Raw genomic sequence first — 19,938 nt, 5'->3', positions numbered from 1 at the left:
ATTACGGCTAGCTTGGTCTAAACCACGGATTTGCGCACGCATTTTTTCAGAGATTGCAAGTCCAGCAGCATCGTCACCAGCACGGTTAATACGAAGACCTGAAGATAGTTTTTCTTGAGCTTGCGCACCAGCAAATTGGTTTACACCAAGCTGACGGTGTGCATTCATTGCAGGTAAATTGTTGTTAATAATCATTATGAAATTCCTCCTTGAATTGTGTTACCGTCCACGTCCTTGTGGTTGGTTAAGTATTAGAGGTCCACAAGAAAAATCAATTAAACCCTTCTTGCTTCACACTCTATAATTATATCGGCATTTCCTTTAGAAAAGTTTAATAGTTTTTAAATTTTTTTGGTTCTTTTTTCATGAGTATTTTGACATATATAAAATCAAGAAGAAAAATAGTTAATAAAAGTCCCCCAACCTTTAATTATCGTTCTTTTCCTTCTCACTCTTTTTCCATATTTTTAATTTTTTATGATTTTTTATCATTTGTATGATATATTGCATAGTAAATAAGTTGCAGAGGTGGTTGTGTGTTAGTTCAAAAGGTTAATCCGTATCTTCATATAAAACAACCGACTTTACACGAGGTTGAACAGGGGTCCTTTTCGATTGAAAGTCCTCGCGATACCGTTGCATTAGTGACTCTTTATGATAATCAATTAAACGAACAGCAGCTTCAAGAGGTGAGAAAGGGAAATGTCGAATTAGGCATTCATCTAGGTGAGCAGCATCACAATGATAAAGAGAGTCTCATTTTCCTGTTAAAAATCGGTCAAGCCTCCGAGGCGAAATTCTATCATTTTATTCCGAAATCGGTAGAAGATCTCGATCGGTTTCTTATGAAATTAGTGAGATGCGACTTAATCATTGTGAGCCATACAGCCAACGAATCAGTGGCTAACGATGAAGGACCTCCTCTGTTTCAATCCTTCCGATTTATGGTTATACCGAATCGCGTTCGACATTCGTTTATTCGAGTTATCGAACGTTTTGTCGAATTAAGAGAAAATGAATTCGCCAAAAAACAACAAAATGCTTCGGAGTTTGTCAACTATCATTCAAATGTAGAACTTTGGCACTCTGCCTATGTTCATGGAGATTTATACGCTTAATCCAGCTTTTTTATTATCAACACGGAGGCTTATGTATGCAAATCGAACAGGTAAATCAACATATTTGTTTGGACAATAGTAACATTCCCCCAGAATTTGTGAATCACACGATCAGTCTCGTTGGAATTAAGAATGAGCCTTATTCGATCATTCAATTATATGAAGAAGGTTTGTCAAAAAGGGAGGAAGACGTTCTTTATCACTCTCCAATTGAAGTTGCCGTCTATGAAAAGAAGACAAAAACAGAGCATTTTCTCATTCCCCTTTTCAAAATTGGCAAAGAAAAGGATAGCTTTGTCTACAGCTATCCACTAAATCCTTCTTCAAAAGTGGATGAGCTCTTTGTCGACAAATGGATCGCTCACCGTCTAATCGCCTTTATGCGCTTAGATGTGAACGATCACGCAAAAATCGTATATCGCCACTTACGTGTTTGTTCCATACCTGATGATATACATAACTATTTATCAAGGTATTTCCTTCAAGCAAGAGAACAACAGGAAACGTGGCAAACACCATTTTATGATTGGTTAGGGCAACTAGCGGAGGGGGATTTAATTACGAAATGGAATCAAGCAACATACTTAGGGAATTTAGGGGATTATTGCGAAAAGAATGAATAAGACGTAGTAAGGGCAGTGAAAACGTTTGGTTTTCACTGCCCTTATAAGTAACGAGTGCCTTATTATTTCTTCCCAAACCCCTTCAACACATCAAGTGACACTGTTTGTACCGCAGCTTGGTTTTCTTCTTGGATTTGGATATACACTTCCTTGCGGTGAATTTCCACGTGTCTCGGGGCGTCAATGCCTATTTTCACTTGGTCTCCGTCAATGGAAAGGACTTTAATTTCAATATCGTCGCCAATTTTTAGCGCTTCGTTGACTTTACGAGAGAGTACAAGCATTGTTACTCCCCCTTCCCGGCTTTAGTAGCTTGTTTAAAAATTTGGTGCTTCGTCGTATAGCTGCTGTCACTCATCAAAATTTGCTTTGCTTTGTTTGTACGGACGTTAATAATAATGGGACCTTGAAGATTAGCTGTCGTTTCTGCGAACGGTTCTTTCACCGTTAACAGAACATACGTTGAGACTTCTTCTGGTTTTTCAATGTTCAATTGTTCCTTGGTAGATTCTTGGAGCTTCACCTCATAATTTGGAACAAAATCGAATGGATTAACAAGGATAAAGGCGATCTCGACTGATTTCGTTGATTGCAAAACAAGAAAGGGCGATTGCTCGTCAAATGGATGAAGGACAAAAGACGTTTCATCGTCAAATGCTGGGATTCCTGTGGGGAATGTAATGATTTGTTCGTCTTTCACATCAATCTCACCAATGTATTTTGTTTTAATTTTCATTGTTCACACCTCATTATTCGCTTTACTTTCATTCATTCTCACAACTGTCGTTAGTGTATCATACAAGCGAACTCGTTTCATCAAGCTGAAACATCGAACATTCAGAGGCAGTCAAAAGTTGCGTGGAGGCTTTGTTGGTGTAAGTTCACATACAACCTCCTTGATGGAACCTCATTCCGTTATTTCCTTGATCAAACCACTTCAGACTACCTTTTCGGAACCTCATTCCGCTATTTGACCATTTGTGCTTCACTTTTCTCTTTTTTTGCTCAATAGCGGAATGACGTTCCCATTCATACGCTTAAACGACGTATTTCTTCCTTTTAACGGAATGAGGTTCCGTTCCGGTTCACATAAGATAAAAAGCGTTTGCGACTTTTCTTAATAGCGTTGTGCGAGTTACAACGGTTTTTAGTTGTTCTGAAAGTAGAACGTGGAACGAGCGAATCCAACACTCTTAGTTGAATGATCCCGCTCACTTCTTCGGTTCTTCTCACATGTCCCCCTCGATTTTTATACTTTCTTAAAGTGTGCCGACATCAACTATGCTTGTCTCACATTCGCTTCATCTAATTTAATACATTCTTATCCTGTAAAAAAAGAGAATGTTTCAAAGGTGTTGTAACCTTTGAAGCACTCTCTATAAATTCCGGTCAATAGCTGCACCGGTCGCTTCAAATGCAATCGCGTTCTTCTGTTGTAAGTAGACGTTTGCTTCCCAACGCGGAATATCAATATCGGGTTCTCTACGTGTGACTTGAATCGTCGGTTCACTTTTCCTAACATGATAATGTACTTCGCTTGGCTTGTAATCGATCGCTACTTTTGACATTGAAGAAGGCATATAAGCAATGTTGACTCTAGGATGTGATGGTCCATAGTTTTGTTTCGCAATTGAACTAATGGCATCGACATTTCGATCAATTCGTTTTAATTGCTCGCCTTCTCGTGCCATTTTGGCAATATATTGCATCGTTTTTTGCTTAGTTGAACTGTAAAATTCTAGACTGTGACGAAGAGGACTTTTTAAATTAGCATCGGCAAATGCCTCTGTTTGATCAATAAATAGCCGTTGTCCTGTTGTACTAATTTCAACAAGGTTCACATGCTCTTGTTGAATTCGTAAGTCTGCATGATGCTGCCTAATACTCATCGTTGGCTGTCTCGTTTGCAGACCTGTTTGTGCGAAGGTTTGATAGATATTTAATTGAGCAAGCTGCATCTATACCCTCTCCTTACACCATTAACGTAGGAAATCGACTAGTGATCGCTGAATAATTCTAGATCCAGAAGCAAGGGCAGCCATATGGACATTCTCTTGCATCATCAGCTCCATAATGACCATTTCAATATCTGCATCTTCATTATCCGACATAATCCTCTTTGCCGTAATTTCCTGATCTAGCATACGATTTTCCATCATTTCAAGTCGATTTACCCGAGCACCCACTTCTGCTTGTACCGACACAATTGTGTCAACATGTCCAAACATATTATCAATATAAGAAGTCAGTTCATCACCCGTAACAGACTCATCTTGTAGAGCACGTTCTAATCGAATAATATCTCCAAAGATAGCGTTATTAAACACTTCACCAGGGTTGACATTAACCGGTATTTTCACACCTTTTGTTAATTCAATATCAATATTTTGTGTATTAAATGACACAGCTTGGCGATTAGCGACAACAACATCGTTCGTTCTTAACGTTTTGCTAATAGTCGGGTCACCACCATCGGCAGGATTCGGTCTAATGTGTCTCACCGTTCCATCACCATCTACTGTTAATCGAAACGCCCCGTCCTCAAATTCTGGGTCACCAAATGCCGGCTCTGTTTGTCTGACATCTTGATATATTTGTTCGCCATCTTCTTCACCGACGTAACGATAAACTTGGCCATTATAGACAAGATCCGCTTCTTCTGGATCAATCGTTCCATTTAACAAATCATCAGGCAAATACATCATCTCTTCCATATCAATCACAGGTGGATTCATTGTATTTGTCCCATTGAAAATATATTTATTACTATTCTTCGTATTCGCAATTGATTGGAGGTGTTCTCTCAGCTGCGTGATCTCCTTAGCAATGTTAGCTCGCTCTGATGCATCATAAGAGTCGTTTGAAGCTTGCGTTCCTAGCTCACGAATTCGTTGCATCACTTGGTTCGCTTGATCAAGTGCTGAATCTGCTGTTTCTAACCAGTTATGAGCATCACCCATGTTTCGTTTGAACTGCTCAATTTCTGTCACCTCTGTACGATAGCGCATCCCTTTCATTGCCACAACGGGGTCTTGTGAAGGACGAGTAATCTTTTTACCTGTGACGAGCTGATCCTGTAACCGCGCCATTTGGTTATAGCCTTGATTAATATATCGTAATGTATTATTCGTTAACATTGATTGTGTGACTCGCATACGAAAACTCCTTCCCTTCTTATAAGGGTCCTGAAAAAGTTTAGTTTCTAACTTTTTTGGTGCCATCTTTCTACCTGAGAGGCCTTATCCTACCTTATCTTATCTCCCAACAATACCCATGCCATTAATGATTCGGTCTAACATTTCATCGATCGTCGTTATGTTCCGCGCTGCCGCATTATATGCATGCTGGAATTGAATTAATAGGGTCATTTCCTCATCTAAAGACACACTACTAATCGCATCTCGATGATAGCCGACGCTGTGCATCAATCCTTCTGAGTTATCGCGCATACTCTTCGCTTCTGACGTATTAACAGCCATATCACCAATCACTGATTGATAGAAGCTTCCGATCGTTGTCGAACTATCGCCAAATGCAAGTGCCGCATCTTTAATATCTGCAAGACGGCTCGCATTTGTAGCATCGCCTTCATAAGCAACAGGCTGTCCATTAACAAAGTTCGAGCCATCCTCTAAGAAGCTACGAATATTATCATAATAATCTTCATCTCGATCGGCATTTAAAAGGTCTTGATATACTTCTTTCTGCCCATCAACAATATGATCAAGACTTACGCCTGAAGCAGCAATATTATCTAAATTTTTGATATTATCATGAATTGTAATTGCACTAGCAGCACCTGCTCCACCGTCCATCGCAGATAAATCAAAGAACAAACCACCTAATTCAACATTTCCATTGATGTCAGGCTTAGTAAATCCAATTTGATGAACGTTATTAATTTCAGTCGCAAAGACCAATGCCATTTCATTGATTTCACTAATCATATCAGGAAGAACACCTTGAACACTATCGGCATCATCTCCATAGCCATAAGCTTGAATCAAGCCTTTCATCACACCTCTTGGCATCGAGTCAAGGTCAATATCAACGGCTACTTCCCCGTCTTCGTCTAGGAATGTAAAGCCACTTACAAAAGGGTTATCCTCATCGAACTCAACCGCTAATGACTTATGTGCTGATTCTCCCGTACCATCAACAAGAACAATAGGGTCTCCATTTGCATCGGTCATAGGCTGTCCAGAATCATTAATAAGTGTGACCGTCACGGCACCTTCCGCTACAGAATTGGCATTCCCCCCACTTTTCTCACGAGTTACTTTAATGTTCATCATTTGAGAGAGCTGGTCCAAAATATTGTCCTGTTGGTCATATAAATCATTCGTCACATAGCCATGTGGCTCTGTTTCACGAATTTGCTGATTAATATTGTCTAGTTCATTTAATAATGTATTGATATTCTTTTCAGTCACTTCAATTTCATTTTTATAATCATTTTGGATTTTCGTCAGGGAATCATGAACATGATTGAACGTTTCTGCAACCGCAACCGCTTGCTGTTGGACAACTCGACGAGCACCTGAATCACTAGGATCAAGTGATAACTCTTGCAACGCTTTCCAAAATTCATCAATTTGGTTGTTTAACCCTTCATTAGAAGGCTCATTTAAAATATCTTCTACTTTCTCTAACGATTTATAGCGAGTATCCCAATAACCAAATTTATTATATTCATTACGAAATTGTACATCGATAAATTGATCGCGAACTCGTTGGATGGAGCCTGCCTTCACCCCAGTTCCGATATGTCCAGGAATACGCGGCGCATTCATTCCTGCATTCGGATAAGGCTCTGTAGGAGTGAGGTTCACTCTTTGTCTCGTATATCCTACCGTATTCGCATTTGCTATGTTGTGACCTACTGTTTGAAGTGCGTATTGCTGTGTCATCATCGCTCGGCGAGCAGTTTCAAGCCCATGAAAGGTTGATGTCATTGTTTTTCTTCCTCCCTAACCTTATGCTTTAGAATCAAATATTGAATGTCCTGAACCAAGCGGAGATTCTTGCTTTTCGTCCGGACTATAACTGATGTCTTCCTTCATCGGAATCATTAAGTCAAGTGAAACCCTTACTAATTTAAGCGATTCTTCTATTAACTGTTGATTAAATTCATTTTGCTGCTTTAGTTGTGCCGTTACGTCAGTTAAAGATTGCTGAATTTCAATCATTCTTAGTTGCTCATCTTCACTCGCATAAGGTAACAAATCAACCATTCGTGCACCATTACTTTCGATTCCTTGTTCTTGTACATAATCACTTATTTTTTTTGTTCTTAATGTTTCTACCATTTCAAGCTGATGTATCCATTTAGACTCTTCTCGTACGAGCGTTTCAACTACCTTCATATCTCCCTTTTTTAACGGCTCCACCTTTTGTATTGCAATCATCAATAATTGTTGTTGGATTTCTTCTAAACGTTCCATTAGTTGAATGAGAGCCTTTAACGACATAGCTTAATCTCTCCTCTATATTTATTGATTCCAATAATCATAAAAGGTCGCAGCAACGGCCTTCGGATCTACCTTATATTCACCTGATTCGATCTGTTCCTTTAACGCTTCTACTTTCTTCAAACGTTCTGGATCTTGTGTCTCTTGTTGCATTTGCAACGCCTCTCGAGAAATTTGTACTTCATCTTGCTTCTTATTTGAATTTGCCTCTTTTCCGACCTTATCAACTTGTTTTTTATATACATTCTGTTGAATGGATTGGTACGGGTTGACCTTCATCGTTACACCTCTTTTTTAGTTCAAACTACTTTTGTACGTTCTATTTCAATTATAACTTAGTTGCTATTTTAGACGACATGTACTTTATCATATAAGAAAAATGCGACAGCTTCTTTTCTTTAAAGTGGCGTGCGAAGCCGACGCTCCCCTTTGAATTTGCAAGCACCCTCTATGCTTTCCCACATGTCTTCCTCGAATCGTATAAATTCTTATTCTATAACAAAAAAAACGTACCGACTATATCATTGTATATATCGGCACGTTTATATGATTTGTTAATATTTTTTCTCAATTCGATCTTGTAATGTGGTGTACGTGTGAACCCGTTCTCGTTCATGATCTGCTATTTGCTCTTTAAGTTGTTCCGTTTTCTTCACGGAATCAAGACCGTCAGTAATATTATCCCGACAATGATCACAAATGCGCCCTTGTTGAATTTCATTTCCACATGACTCGCATGGATAACCTAAGTTAGGAAAATGACTTCGTAATATACGACCTTCACGGACGAATTGGTGAATTAATTCAAGAGGCACATCTGTCTTGGCATGCACTTCTTGGACCGATGCCGTTCGATTTTGTTTTTTTCGTAAAAACTTTGATACCTTTTCAAAGTTTGCTTCCTGTTCTCGATAGCAATTCGAGCAAATAGGGCGAAATGCCTTAACAAAAATAGCTCCACACTTCGGACAATTCATGACGTCCTTCATTAGCCTCACCTCTCTCTTAAGGACTAGTATACATGAAATATCGGCTGAAAATATCGAATTTTTGAGTATTTTGTCTTTTTTTGAACAACTAAAAGATTCCAACCAAGAAAAAAGCGACTAAGACTAGGGCCTACTTCCTAATCTCAATCACTTTGTAACAGCTCTACACTCTTTCCAATTTCACTACTTCGATAAATGGCATCAATAATTTGCGTCACCTGTGCGGCTTGTTCTGGTTTCACAACTAACTCCTCTTTCCCTTGACATGCTCTGAGAAAATTCATTCGCTGAGCCACTCCTGTATTTGTTTAACCAGGGGTATAGTATGATTGACTATTAAGGAGAAGTCCGTGCTTCGCTGCACGGATTGTGCAGTCGCTTCATGTTGCTAATGCTGGAATATGTCGATCCTGAGCAATCCCACCAGCCCCGATTACGCCAATGCGTAACTGATTCATATTTCATCCCACCTTTTTGATGAAATTGATCTGCATAGTCGTTAAAACTCGCCTTCTATGCAGGACATTCTTTTCTTAATGCGTTGTGCGGAGCCATCACAACGGGTTTAAGTTATTCTGAAAGTGGACTTTTTTCAGAATATGGTGTAACGAGCGAAGCCGACGCCATCCTCGATCCTTCCCTAGCATTACTTCAGCGATAGCTATTCATTCTGATTCTATAAGAGCGTGTTCAAAAAATTATCTCAAGAAGTATGGCCATGACTCCGTTCGCACGTGTCTTGTGGAGAAAAAATCACTCCCCACAAGACTTTTTAAAAGATGTACTACACAAATGGCTACAAGGAAATAACGTGGAGTTTTTTTATGCGATCACTGAAAACCTCCTTGATGGAACCTCATTCCGTTATTTCCTTTATCAGACCGTTTCAGACTATCTTTTCGGAACCTCATTCCGCTATTTGACCATTTTCGCTTCACTTTTCTCTTTTTTTGGCTCATTAACGGAATGACGTTCCCCTTCATATGCTTAAACGAAGTAATTCTTTCTTTTAATGGAATGAGGTTCCGTTTCGTTTGGTATAAGAAAAACGCGACAGCGTCTTTTCTTAATTGCGTTGTGCGGAGCCATCACAACGGGTTTAAGTTATTCTGAAAGTGGACTTTTTTCAGAATATGGTGTAATGAGCGAAGCCGACGCTCTTCATTGAATGATCTCACTTGCTTCTTCGGTCTCCTCACATGTCTTCCTTGAATCTATACTTTCTTAGTTTTTATGAAAACCGCCTTAGCGTCTTTTTCTTAAGTGCGTGAATCAAGCGTGGACGACAGACGACAGCTTTTGCGAACCTACTTGCACAGTGCCAACCAACAAATGTAGTCCTCATTCCGCTATTTTGGCTTTAATGGCTCCTTTTGGACTTATTTAACTTAAATAGCGGAATGATGAACCGGAGAGAGCACGTGACCTTTGCATCCCTCTCCTGCAATACTTATCTTCTAAATCAAAGGCACCGAAAAAGTTGAAAACCAAACTTTTTCAGTGCCCTTATTCAATGCCTACATCTTATAGTGATGTAATTTTCTTCGTTTCACTTGATTCAAGTGCAGCAAGAACGACCTCTAATGATTTCAATCCTTCTTCACCCGTAATTAAAGGCTCTGTATCATTTGTGATTGCATCAATGAAGTGATCAATCACTTGTGAGCTCGTTTGACCGCCTGATTCATTCGTTTGAATGCCACCAAGCTCATATTTCACCACTTCACCTGTCTTATATTGAACAACCATCGAGTTCACTGGATCATCCTCTAAACGAACGATTCCTTTTTCACCATAAATAATCGTTGAATTGTCTTCTTTCGGTACGTAAGACCAGCTCGCTGCAAGAGTACCAATGATCCCACTTTCTGTTTTTAACACACATACTGCATTATCATCTACATCCGAGTTATCCTTTGCGCCCGTTTCAACAAAGGCTCCAACTTCTGTCATTTCTTCACCAAGAACATAACGAATCACATCTGTTTTGTGAACACCTAAGTCTCCCATTGCACCAATGAAGGCATCTTCTTTGCGGAAGAACCAGCTGTCCTTACCGTCCACACTCCAGCCTTCTGGTCCACCGTGACCGAATGCCGTACGGAAGCTATAAATTTTTCCTAGTTCACCGTTGGCAATCATCTCACGCGCCTTCTGGTGTGAAGGAACAAAGCGTTGGTTATGTCCAATCATCAATTTCTTCCCGCTTTTCTGCGCCGCGGCAATCATCGCTTCTCCTTCTTCCTTTGATGTTGCCATTGGCTTTTCACATAGCACGTGCTTTCCAGCCTCTAATGCAGCAATCGACACTGGTGCATGTAGAGCATTCGGTAAGCAGACGCTTACTGCATCAATTTCATCATTCGCAAGTAATTCTTCATAACTCGTGTATGCTTTTGCTTCATACTGTTCAGCAAATTCTTTCACACGCTCTTCGATTACATCACAAACCGCAACAATTTCTACTTGCTTATTGTTCGCATACTCTGGAATGTGACGATATTTTGCAATGCTCCCACAACCAATGACTCCAACTTTTACTTTACTCATTTGACATTCTCCTCCCAATTTTTAAAGAAATTATTTTTTCTTGATCGCCTCTAACGGCTTTGCATTACCGTATTGAGGATACTCACGCCCAACTGGCGCTGCCCATTCAACAGCATTACTAATAACACGTTGAATTTGTTCATTGTGATACGTTGGATACGTTTCATGCCCTGGACGGAAATAAAAGATCTTCCCGTTACCTCGCTGATATGTGCAGCCACTACGGAATACCTCTCCGCCTTCAAACCAACTAACGAATACGAGCTGGTCTGGTGCTGGGATATCAAAATGTTCCCCGTACATTTCTTCTTTTTCAAGCTCGATGTATTCACCCACTCCTTTAACAATCGGGTGACTCGGATCAACAACCCATAGTCGCTCCTTATCATCTGCTTCACGCCATTTTAAATCACATGATGTCCCCATTAAACTTTTGAAAATTTTTGAAAAATGGCCTGAATGGAGAACAATTAACCCCATCCCCTCTAGAACCCGCTTTTTCACATTTTCAACTACCTCGTCAGCGACTTCATCATGAGCAAGGTGTCCCCACCAAATTAGAACGTCTGTCTCGTTTAGAACATCATCTGTCAAACCATGCTCAGGCTCATCTAACGTTGCCGTTTTCGTATCATAGCCTGCACCTTTTAATGCATTCGCGATTGCCCCGTGAATTCCTTCTGGGTAAATATCACGAACGACTGGGTTCTTGTTTTCATGGCGGTTTTCATTCCATACCGTTACTCTTGTTGTCATTACTTATTCCTCCTTCTTGATAGTCAACTCTATCAAAATAGCGAGATGAAATCGATCCCATAAAGAGTCCTTGAAACGCTTTCCTTACATGATCCTACGGCTTTAAGGTTGGATGAAAGCAGTAACTCTTTCATCCAATCATGTCCTATCAAGATAAGTGCATTTCACAAGATATGAGATCGTTCTCACAACCACTATACTGATTCCCTCTTAATCAATTCAATAGGTAATTCAACAATCTTTCGTTCATATGGGTGTTTCATCTGCTCATTCGCAAGCATCGACAGCATCACTTCCATCGTCCGTCTCCCCATATCCTTCGTCGGTTGGCGGATCGTCGTTAATGACGGCTCAAGTAATTCGGCAATCGGTTGATCATCAAAACCAATAACTGCTATATCCTTTGGTATCGATAGTCCTTTTTGCCGTGCTTCCTTCATGATACCAGCAGCAACCTCATCACTACCGGTAAAAACCGCAGTTGGTCGTTCATTCGAATCCATTGCCAAAATGGTACGTAGCACTCGCTTCCCACAATCAATGCTGTAAAGATTGTCAAAATACCATTCCTTCTTCAGGGATAATCCAGCTTCTGCTAACGCTTGAATAAACCCTTTTTCGCGATCACGACCAAGCTCACTATTTGTTGCACCACAATACGCAATCGCCTTATGTCCTTTGTCAATTAGGTATTGTGTCCCCAAATAGCTTCCCTTCACTTGGTCAAGACGAACAATCGACACGTTCGCTTCTGACTTATACTCATTACAAAGCACCATTGGACCACTTTGCATATAAGGCTCAACCGTAGACCATTCATTTTCAATCGAGGTAAAGATTAGCCCATCTACTTGCTTTGTCGTTAACATATGCAAGAAGCTTAATTCCTTCTCTTCGTTCGCTTGCGTCTGGCAAATGAGTAATTGAAAGCCATTTTCGACTGCAACCTCTTCAAGACCTTCCACTAATAATGGAAAGAACGGATTCGTAAGACGTGGTACTAATACAGCAATCGTATTCGTTTTCTGAGTGCGTAACCGTTGTGCCGAAGAGTTCGGATGATACTCTAGCTGCCGCATCGCATCATATACGAGCTGCCGCTTTTTTTCGGTGACATATGGATGGTTGTTAATCACACGAGAAACCGTCGACCGAGACAACCCAGCTAGTTTCGCTACATCCTCAATTGTCGCCATAGCCCCTCCTCTCATGTGGTAACGCTTTCTCATTACCTATGTCTTTTATTTTACTGGATAATACGTAAGATGACAATAGTGAAAGTGAGAAGATTTTTGATAGAGGGGAGATACTCGTGAAAGCGCTCCAAATATCGATGTAAGAGCTCACTTCAGTCGCGAGTGTGTGTGTTATTCCAGTATAAACGCTTCAATTTTAATTGGAAACGTCATATGACATAGGCGGTCAAAAACGACAAGCATCACGCCTGTCGTTTTCACTCTAATCATTTGTTTGAGGGGCATAATTAATCGATATTTTCAAATTAGCATTCCTCTCTCGAATAGAGTCCATTAAATCTTTGTCTTTTAATCCAGTTTTAACGATAATATCATATTCTAATTCAATCATAGTCCCTAAATTAGTCGTTTGCACACGTTTCAATTGATTTTCATCCGTGAATTGTTCAAAAATATCATCAAATACGCCCTCATATTGTAAATTCTCTGGAATGGTCACCTTCAAAGTGCGATGCTGACCTTTTTCATCTTTTCCATAATCAAATACAAAAAGCAACACAATTAATGCACTTAAAGTTAATGTAAAAGCAATCGCTAATAAATAAAAGCCTAAGCCACATGCTATCCCCGCTGCCATTGCGAAGAAGATAAAAGCAATATCCTTCGGGTCGCTCATGGCACTTCGAAATCGTATAATTGAAAAAGCCCCTACTAATCCAAATGCTACTGCTATATTATTACCAATGACAATCATGATGACAGAAACAACGACACCCATAATAATAACAGTGTGCACAAATGATTGTGAATATTGACGGCCATTGTACGTTCTTTTATATACTTGTGTAATGATTAACGCGAGTATAAAGCTTAACAAGACTGCTAACAACCCATCTATTAATGTCGATTGAGTTGTCATTTCTTGTTGTGTCAATAAATCTAAAAATGTTTCCATTTCAAACTCCTTTTTAAATTTGGAATCTCAACTTTCTCTTGAACTTCTTCTAAAATGTCCGCACTTGTACAAAACTTCGAGACGCTCTTCTTTGGACATTCAAACTCACTTAACAGGCGTGATAGCCATAAAGGTACACTATGATCGACTTTCACTTCCATAATAACTAAATCTTTATCGACAAACAGATGTCCATGTGGCCCTTTTTCAATATGTAAGTCGTCATTACGACAACGCAAATTATAGTCGAAGGTCACTCTTAAATCCTTATCTTTTATACCTGTAAATGCTTGACGATCATAGCTCACTATATTTTCTGGCTGTAAGTGATATAACTGTCGGAAATCATCTATTTCCCGGAAAATTTGTTGATTTGAAACACCTTTTAAATGATCAGCATTTGCTTCTCCAGCAATGTATTCATAGGCACTTCGTAATTGAATACTCGTTCTTCGTTTGTTAACTCTCTGTTTATACTTTTTCTTCACCTCAAAGTAAGCTTGATCATCAATCGATGCACCGTTATAAATTCTTAACCTAAGCTTCTGCCTGAAGCGCGCTTTATTACGCGTTTCATAGTAAATTTTTTTATCTCTTGAATCAAAATATAAACTAATAATCGTATAGCGCCCTTGTTCATCTCCATATTGATCATAATTCATATATTCCGTTAACTTAATAGCTATTTCTTCGTACATTGAATATGGAATTAAATATTTCAACTCATAACGACTAAAAATTTCTCCTGCCAAAATAACCCCCCCAGTTACAAGACACAGTCATAAAATAATAGAAAAATATGTTATCATAATACTAACTCATCCCCAAAAGAACATTATAAAGGAATTTATGTGTATTTTAAACAATTAATTATGTAAACTACTACATTAAAGGAGAAAGAAATGAATCAAAGAAAGACCTTTTCACTTATTTTAGCAATGCTGATCATTGCTGCGATCTGGCTCGGAGCATTTCAGATAGCTCCTGGATCTATTCTTCAACCATCTAGCTTTGAAGAAGCGATTCGAGAAGAGCTTCAACTGCCACAAGGTGAAATACGTCCTAATCAATTGGAAACGATTGAAGCGTTAGAACTTCGAAACGCTGGTATTTCATCGATTGAAGGGATAGAATATTTCACATCATTAAAGCATCTTGATTTAAGAGATAACGAGATTGTTGATTTATCACCATTAGAACAACTTCCTCAACTTGAAGAATTAAATGTACGAGGTAATAAGATTAAAGACATAGAAAGCTTGAGTCATTTGCCTCATTTAATTGAGTTAAACATTCGTGATAATAGCATCTATGATATTTCGCCACTTTCTAGCTTAGAGCACTTGACCGATTTAAACGCACGAAATAATCATATTTCCGATTTAACTCCGCTTTCTGAGTTATCGCATTTAACAGAGCGACTCTATTTACAAGGAAATCCAATTCAAGATTTTTCAGTTATTGATCATTATTTCCATTTAATTGAAGATACAGATTTCTCTTTAGACGGTAGCATAGCTGAAAATGAGGAACAGGTCATTTTCTCACACCCGAACGGTTTTTATGACGAGGAACTTTCTTTAGAGTTACTTAGCCCTGTAGAAGAGTTAACGATTTATTACACGTTAGATGGTTCAGAACCTGATCCAATGAATAATGAGCAAACGTTTGAATATATTGAACCAATCCAATTAACTAATCGTACAGGTGAAGAGAACTCGATTTCTACAATACCTACTAATTTCATGAATTTTTCTGACTTTGAAACGGACCCTCGGCTACGGTTGTGGATCGAACCTCAATCAAATGTTGATAAAGGTACCGTAGTGCGAGCTATGTTAGTTGATGAGAATGGAAATATGAGTGGTATTTCCACACAAACCTACTTTGTTGGACTAGACTATTCACTGCCTGTTTTCTCACTTTCGACGAATGCTGATCACTTTTTCAGTCATGATACAGGAATTTATGTGCCAGGAGGTCACTTTGAAGAGGGAATGCATAACCGTGGAAATTATTATCAAAGGGGCGTTGACTGGGAGCGCCCCGTTCATGTCGAATATTTTGATGTTCATGGTGAGAACGTTCTGTCACAAGACGCCGGCGTTCGTATTCACGGTGGTTACACACGACGTTTTGCGCAAAAGTCTCTTCGTCTTTATTCTCGTAGTGATTATGGGACAAGCCGTTTTTCGTATTCTTTTTTCGCTGATAAAGAGCTTGATGACTTTAATCGTTTATTGCTTCGAAACTCCGGGAATGATTGGGGTATCACGATGTTTCGTGATGGTGCGATGCAATCATTAGTCTCTCATTTAGATATTGATTATCAAAGCTTTCAACCTACTGTGCTTTTTTTAAATGGTGAGTATTGGGGCATTCATAATATTCGCGATCGTCATGATGCTCATTATTTGGAAACTCATTATGGGGAAAATCGAGAAGGCTTCACGATTCTAGACGGAAGAGGCACTCTCTCAGATGGGTCTGCAGATGGTCAGAAAGAGTATGAGAAATTGATCGACTATGTGCAAGAGAATGACCTTAGTGAAGCCGAACATATAGGCTTTGTCGAAAGTCAAATGGACATTGACAACTATTTACTTTATTACGCTATTCAAGTGTATAATGCGAACTCAGATTGGCCACATAATAACATTAGCTTTTGGCGTTATGAAAATCCTTTTAATGAAACGAATGATAAGCTAGATGGACGTTGGCGCTGGTTTTTGTATGATGTTGACCGTTCACTTGGTTACGAAAGTGTTCATCACAATACAATTGAAATGGTGACATCACATTTAAACCCTCGACATGATGAAGAGTGGCCCAATGTTTTATTTAGAGCTTTAATGGAAAATGAAGACATCAAACATCGATTTATCAATCAAGTAGCTGATTTACTAAATTCAGCCTTTTTGCCAGAGCATGTTATCAAAACGATTGACGAGCTTCAATCCACGATTGAACCTGAAATAGCAAATCATATTAATCGTTGGGGAATTCCTCGTTCAACTAGTGAGTGGGAAGACAATGTCGATGTAATGAGAGAATTTGCTCATGCACGGCCTGATATTCTCCGCCAACAGCTCGTTAATCACTTTGAGTTAGGTAGCACATCGACATTAACGATCTCATTCGAGCATGAAAAGGGAACCATTACCGTTAATACATTACCTGTTCCTGAAGAAACACAAGGTGATGAACCTAATAGTCAATGGGATGGACAATATTTTAATGATGTTCCGATCGTAATCAAAGCTGAAGCCAAGCCCGGTTATGAATTTATAAATTGGAGTGGCTATGACGCTGAGGAATCACCAGAAATAACAACTAGATTAACTGAGGATCTATTAATCGAAGCTATATTTGAATGAAATAAAGAGACTCCTTCAAGTAAGGGAGTCTTTTTAAGAACCTTATTTAAAGCGCTCTATTTATTGGTGAAAACGCTCACTTTCATCTCTGGAGTGAGCGTTACATCATTGAAAGCGCTTCATTTTTTTATGAAAACGCTCACCTGACATTTACCGACACAATTTGCCAACCTGCCACCTCTCCTCCCTCTTACATCACCACTCGCACATCTATCTATTCTGCTGCCTATACTCCTTCGGGCTCATTCCTTCCTGCTTTTTAAAGAGTTTAGCAAAATATTTATCGTTAGGATACCCGACAGCATCAGCAATTTCGTAAATTTTCAAATCGGGGTTACGTAGCAGCTCCTTCGCTTTTTTCATCCGAATCTCAATGATAAAGTCGGTAATTGTTTGCTGATATTCTTGCTTAAAACGGCGTGATATATACTCGCGGCTTAAATAAAAACGATCAGCGATATCCTGAAGCTTCAACTCTTCCTTATAATGCTTACGAAGGTAGTCAGCAATCGTGTGAACTGTGCTAGGCTCCTTTTGATAATTTGATTCGTCAATGAATGTTTTCAAATCATCACCATATTGCTCATTCCAAGCCGAAACCGCTCGCTGCAACGTTTCATTCAATTCAGGCGGGTTAATCGGTTTAAGAAGATAATCGAACCCTTGGTACGTAATCGTTTCCTTTAAATACCGAAAGTCATCGTATCCACTCACGACAATCGTTTTCGCCTTCCAATTGGAGGTGTACAACCATTTCATTAAAGCAACACCATCCTTTTTCGGCATACGCATATCCGTAAAGATGATTTGCGGGCGCTCCTTCGCGATAAGCTGCATCGCTTCTTCTCCATCTTCAGCCTCAAGCACCGTCTTTATGCCAAAACGTTCCCATTCCGCCAGTAAGCGTAAGCCTTCGCGAACATGCTTCTCATCATCGACGATCATCGCTTTCATATTGCCACCCCTCTATTTCCTTTGGAAGTCGTATCTTCACAACAAAACCACCTTCAGCGAGATTTTCCAACATCAACTCTGCTCTTCCTCCATAATATAACTGCAATCGTGCATAAATGTTTTTCAAGCCGATGTTTGAACCATCATCCTCAGGCTTTTGGTTCGAATAAATATAGGAACAAATTTCTGTCAATCGCTCCTCTGAGATGCCCGCTCCATTATCAGACACCTTCAATGTCAGCTTATCTTCTTCCTCAAACCCTTCGATCATAAGTGCACCGACTCGATCTCTCGTATCAAAGCCGTGCTTAAAGTAATTTTCAATAATCGGTTGCAAAATCATTTTCGGCACACGCCACGACATGACCTCACCTGCAACATCAACCTGATAATGAAAGCTATCATCAAAGCGTTGCTTCTGCAAAAGCAAATAAGCTTTCGTATAATTTAATTCCTGCTCAAGGCTAACAACATCTTCCTCCATATTCATGCTATAACGCATAATATGTGATAACTCTGTCAACGATGTATACACTTCAGGCACTTGCTTCTTCAACGCGGTCGTCCCAATCGATTGTAACGTATTATAGAGGAAATGCGGATTCACCTGCGAATGAAGCACTTTTAATTGGTTCGTTTTATTTTCTAATTCGAGCTTATATTCACGATTGATGAGCGTGTTAATTTTTGCAATCATTGATTTGAACCGTTCCCCAAGTACACCAATTTCATCATTTCCGAGAGAACCGAATTGTGCCTTCATATTTCCAGCTTCAATTTGCTTAATATTTTGGACGAGTACACGAATCGGCGATGTAATTTTGAAGGAGACAAAGAGCGTCGCCATGATGACAAGCGATAAGCCGATTAATCCGAAGAAAATATTGATCATCGCCACACCATACGCACTTTCATATAACGTCGGTGAAGGAATTCTTTTCGCAAGCACCCAGCCACCTGCTGACTCCGCTAATGTGTCATAGACGATCACCCCATCAAAGGAATCGTCCTCCCATACCATCGTGCCACTAAATTCTTCTCGATTCAGTAAATCATCCATCCATACTATTGAATCCTCTCCAGGATGCACAGGTGTCGACCGAAAGATCAGATCACCTTCCTTTGTAAAAAGATAAAGCTCCTCCTGCCCTTCATGATACAAATATTGACTAAGCTCATCGATTTTATCCATGAATACTTCCATTGTAATAAACGCTAAATCGTCATCAGAGGGTATATCTTTAAACGCGCGGTGAATCGTCAAACGCCCCGCCTCATTAGGAGGTTCAATAAAGAGGTTCGATTTACTTTTCATCAATTGTTCTTCATAAAAGGCGATGTCATCCATATCATACGTATATACAACAGTAGATCTTCTTGATGCTGTTAGGCGTTCTCCAGTATTTACAAGAAACATCGAAATTTGAAAAACACTTTCATCACTATACAAAAGTGTATTAATGACATTGTGTACAACCCCACGCGAGATATAATCATTGGCCTCACTTTTGCGTAAATAGTTCATGAAGTCACTATTATTATAAAGGGCAATCATCCCAAAGCTTAGATCGCGCAAATAGGTTTCCATGTTCACCTTCCCTTGGTAGAGTAGGTGCTTGTTTTCTTGAATCGCCTGATCCTTCAATGATTCCTTCGTATACATAAACGTCACAACAAGGGAGCTTCCAAATGGAATGACCGTAATGAGTAATAAAAGAATAATTAATTTATTGCGGATGCTCATTCTCATTTGATAACCTCCTTTTTTGACTATTATGCGGTTCCAAATTCCGCTATTTGCTTTAATAAAGTTACTTTGCTCATTTTTCGGTTCCTCGTTCTTCTAGTTCACTATATCTGGATCCGTTAGCTTTTCGTTTAAGCGGATTCACGGATGACAGCTCCCTTCCTTCTCCTATCGCTTGTTATGATTCAATTTAGCAGAATGA

The 19,938-nt window shown here is 39.4% G+C and carries 20 protein-coding genes; 3 read left to right on the top strand and 17 right to left on the bottom strand.

Going from position 1 to position 19,938, the window contains the following annotated elements; genetic code table 11:
* Nucleotides 1–195, bottom strand: a 195-nt coding sequence (locus tag ACERJO_RS17680) for a flagellin N-terminal helical domain-containing protein (protein WP_483867212.1), incomplete at its 3' end; no start/stop codon positions are given.
* A 341-nt stretch (nt 196–536) separates the two neighbouring features.
* On the opposite strand from ACERJO_RS17680, the gene ACERJO_RS17675 reads away from it, so the two are divergent.
* Nucleotides 537–1,118, top strand: a complete 582-nt coding sequence (locus tag ACERJO_RS17675) for a hypothetical protein (protein WP_373648355.1) — start codon at nt 537–539, stop codon at nt 1,116–1,118.
* Between the two features lie 35 nt (nt 1,119–1,153).
* Complete coding sequence (locus ACERJO_RS17670; RefSeq protein ID WP_373648354.1) at nt 1,154–1,741, top strand: hypothetical protein; 588 nt, start codon at nt 1,154–1,156, stop codon at nt 1,739–1,741.
* Between the two features lie 62 nt (nt 1,742–1,803).
* Here the strand turns inward: ACERJO_RS17670 and csrA are convergent, their stop codons facing one another.
* From csrA to ACERJO_RS17600, 14 genes are all read right to left on the bottom strand, one after another.
* Nucleotides 1,804–2,025 (bottom strand): carbon storage regulator CsrA, encoded by a 222-nt coding sequence (gene csrA, locus ACERJO_RS17665; RefSeq protein WP_247103008.1) that lies wholly within the window; start codon nt 2,023–2,025, stop codon nt 1,804–1,806.
* A gap of 2 nt (nt 2,026–2,027) precedes the next feature.
* Nucleotides 2,028–2,477, bottom strand: a complete 450-nt coding sequence (gene fliW / locus ACERJO_RS17660) for a flagellar assembly protein FliW (RefSeq protein ID WP_373648353.1) — start codon at nt 2,475–2,477, stop codon at nt 2,028–2,030.
* A gap of 640 nt (nt 2,478–3,117) precedes the next feature.
* Nucleotides 3,118–3,699 carry a DUF6470 family protein gene (locus ACERJO_RS17655; protein ID WP_373648351.1) on the bottom strand — a complete coding sequence of 194 codons (582 nt, stop codon included), beginning with the start codon at nt 3,697–3,699 and terminating at the stop codon, nt 3,118–3,120.
* 21 nt (nt 3,700–3,720) lie between these two features.
* Nucleotides 3,721–4,896, bottom strand: coding sequence for a flagellar hook-associated protein FlgL (gene flgL, locus ACERJO_RS17650; protein ID WP_373648349.1), 1,176 nt, complete (start codon nt 4,894–4,896; stop codon nt 3,721–3,723).
* Between the two features lie 99 nt (nt 4,897–4,995).
* Complete coding sequence (gene flgK / locus ACERJO_RS17645; protein WP_373648347.1) at nt 4,996–6,696, bottom strand: flagellar hook-associated protein FlgK; 1,701 nt, start codon at nt 6,694–6,696, stop codon at nt 4,996–4,998.
* A gap of 21 nt (nt 6,697–6,717) precedes the next feature.
* Nucleotides 6,718–7,212 carry a flagellar protein FlgN gene (locus ACERJO_RS17640; protein WP_373648345.1) on the bottom strand — a complete coding sequence of 165 codons (495 nt, stop codon included), beginning with the start codon at nt 7,210–7,212 and terminating at the stop codon, nt 6,718–6,720.
* 21 nt (nt 7,213–7,233) lie between these two features.
* A complete protein-coding gene (gene flgM, locus ACERJO_RS17635; RefSeq protein ID WP_247102983.1) occupies nt 7,234–7,491 on the bottom strand; it encodes a flagellar biosynthesis anti-sigma factor FlgM in 258 nt (85 codons plus the stop codon).
* Nucleotides 7,492–7,766: 275 nt separating this feature from the next.
* Nucleotides 7,767–8,201 (bottom strand): TIGR03826 family flagellar region protein, encoded by a 435-nt coding sequence (locus ACERJO_RS17630; protein ID WP_247102972.1) that lies wholly within the window; start codon nt 8,199–8,201, stop codon nt 7,767–7,769.
* Nucleotides 8,202–8,344: 143 nt separating this feature from the next.
* Nucleotides 8,345–8,485 carry a hypothetical protein gene (locus tag ACERJO_RS17625; protein ID WP_373648344.1) on the bottom strand — a complete coding sequence of 47 codons (141 nt, stop codon included), beginning with the start codon at nt 8,483–8,485 and terminating at the stop codon, nt 8,345–8,347.
* A gap of 1,240 nt (nt 8,486–9,725) precedes the next feature.
* Nucleotides 9,726–10,751 (bottom strand): Gfo/Idh/MocA family protein, encoded by a 1,026-nt coding sequence (locus ACERJO_RS17620; RefSeq protein WP_373648343.1) that lies wholly within the window; start codon nt 10,749–10,751, stop codon nt 9,726–9,728.
* Between the two features lie 30 nt (nt 10,752–10,781).
* The gene (locus tag ACERJO_RS17615; RefSeq protein WP_373648342.1) at nt 10,782–11,507 is read right to left on the bottom strand and encodes a ThuA domain-containing protein; all 726 of its coding nucleotides are present in this window, start codon (nt 11,505–11,507) and stop codon (nt 10,782–10,784) included.
* Nucleotides 11,508–11,701: 194 nt separating this feature from the next.
* Nucleotides 11,702–12,703, bottom strand: a complete 1,002-nt coding sequence (locus ACERJO_RS17610) for a LacI family DNA-binding transcriptional regulator (RefSeq protein ID WP_247102968.1) — start codon at nt 12,701–12,703, stop codon at nt 11,702–11,704.
* A 262-nt stretch (nt 12,704–12,965) separates the two neighbouring features.
* The gene (locus ACERJO_RS17605; protein ID WP_247102966.1) at nt 12,966–13,658 is read right to left on the bottom strand and encodes a DUF4956 domain-containing protein; all 693 of its coding nucleotides are present in this window, start codon (nt 13,656–13,658) and stop codon (nt 12,966–12,968) included.
* Nucleotides 13,643–14,410 (bottom strand): polyphosphate polymerase domain-containing protein, encoded by a 768-nt coding sequence (locus ACERJO_RS17600; protein WP_373648339.1) that lies wholly within the window; start codon nt 14,408–14,410, stop codon nt 13,643–13,645. Before ACERJO_RS17600 ends, ACERJO_RS17605 begins: the two co-directional genes overlap by 16 nt.
* A 150-nt stretch (nt 14,411–14,560) precedes the next feature.
* On the opposite strand from ACERJO_RS17600, the gene ACERJO_RS17595 reads away from it, so the two are divergent.
* Nucleotides 14,561–17,035 (top strand): CotH kinase family protein, encoded by a 2,475-nt coding sequence (locus tag ACERJO_RS17595; protein WP_373648338.1) that lies wholly within the window; start codon nt 14,561–14,563, stop codon nt 17,033–17,035.
* A 210-nt stretch (nt 17,036–17,245) separates the two neighbouring features.
* Here the strand turns inward: ACERJO_RS17595 and ACERJO_RS17590 are convergent, their stop codons facing one another.
* Both ACERJO_RS17590 and ACERJO_RS17585 read right to left on the bottom strand, forming a co-directional pair.
* A complete protein-coding gene (locus ACERJO_RS17590; RefSeq protein WP_247102958.1) occupies nt 17,246–17,989 on the bottom strand; it encodes a response regulator transcription factor in 744 nt (247 codons plus the stop codon).
* Nucleotides 17,967–19,739 carry a cache domain-containing sensor histidine kinase gene (locus tag ACERJO_RS17585; RefSeq protein ID WP_247102953.1) on the bottom strand — a complete coding sequence of 591 codons (1,773 nt, stop codon included), beginning with the start codon at nt 19,737–19,739 and terminating at the stop codon, nt 17,967–17,969. Before ACERJO_RS17585 ends, ACERJO_RS17590 begins: the two co-directional genes overlap by 23 nt.
* Nucleotides 19,740–19,938: the final 199 nt, after the last annotated feature.

The sequence above is a fragment of the Halalkalibacter sp. AB-rgal2 genome, from assembly GCF_041821005.1.
Lineage (GTDB): Bacteria > Bacillota > Bacilli > Bacillales > Bacillaceae_D > Halalkalibacter.
The sequence above is the reverse complement of the archived record's forward strand: the minus strand, read 5'-3'. Positions and strand labels throughout refer to the sequence as shown.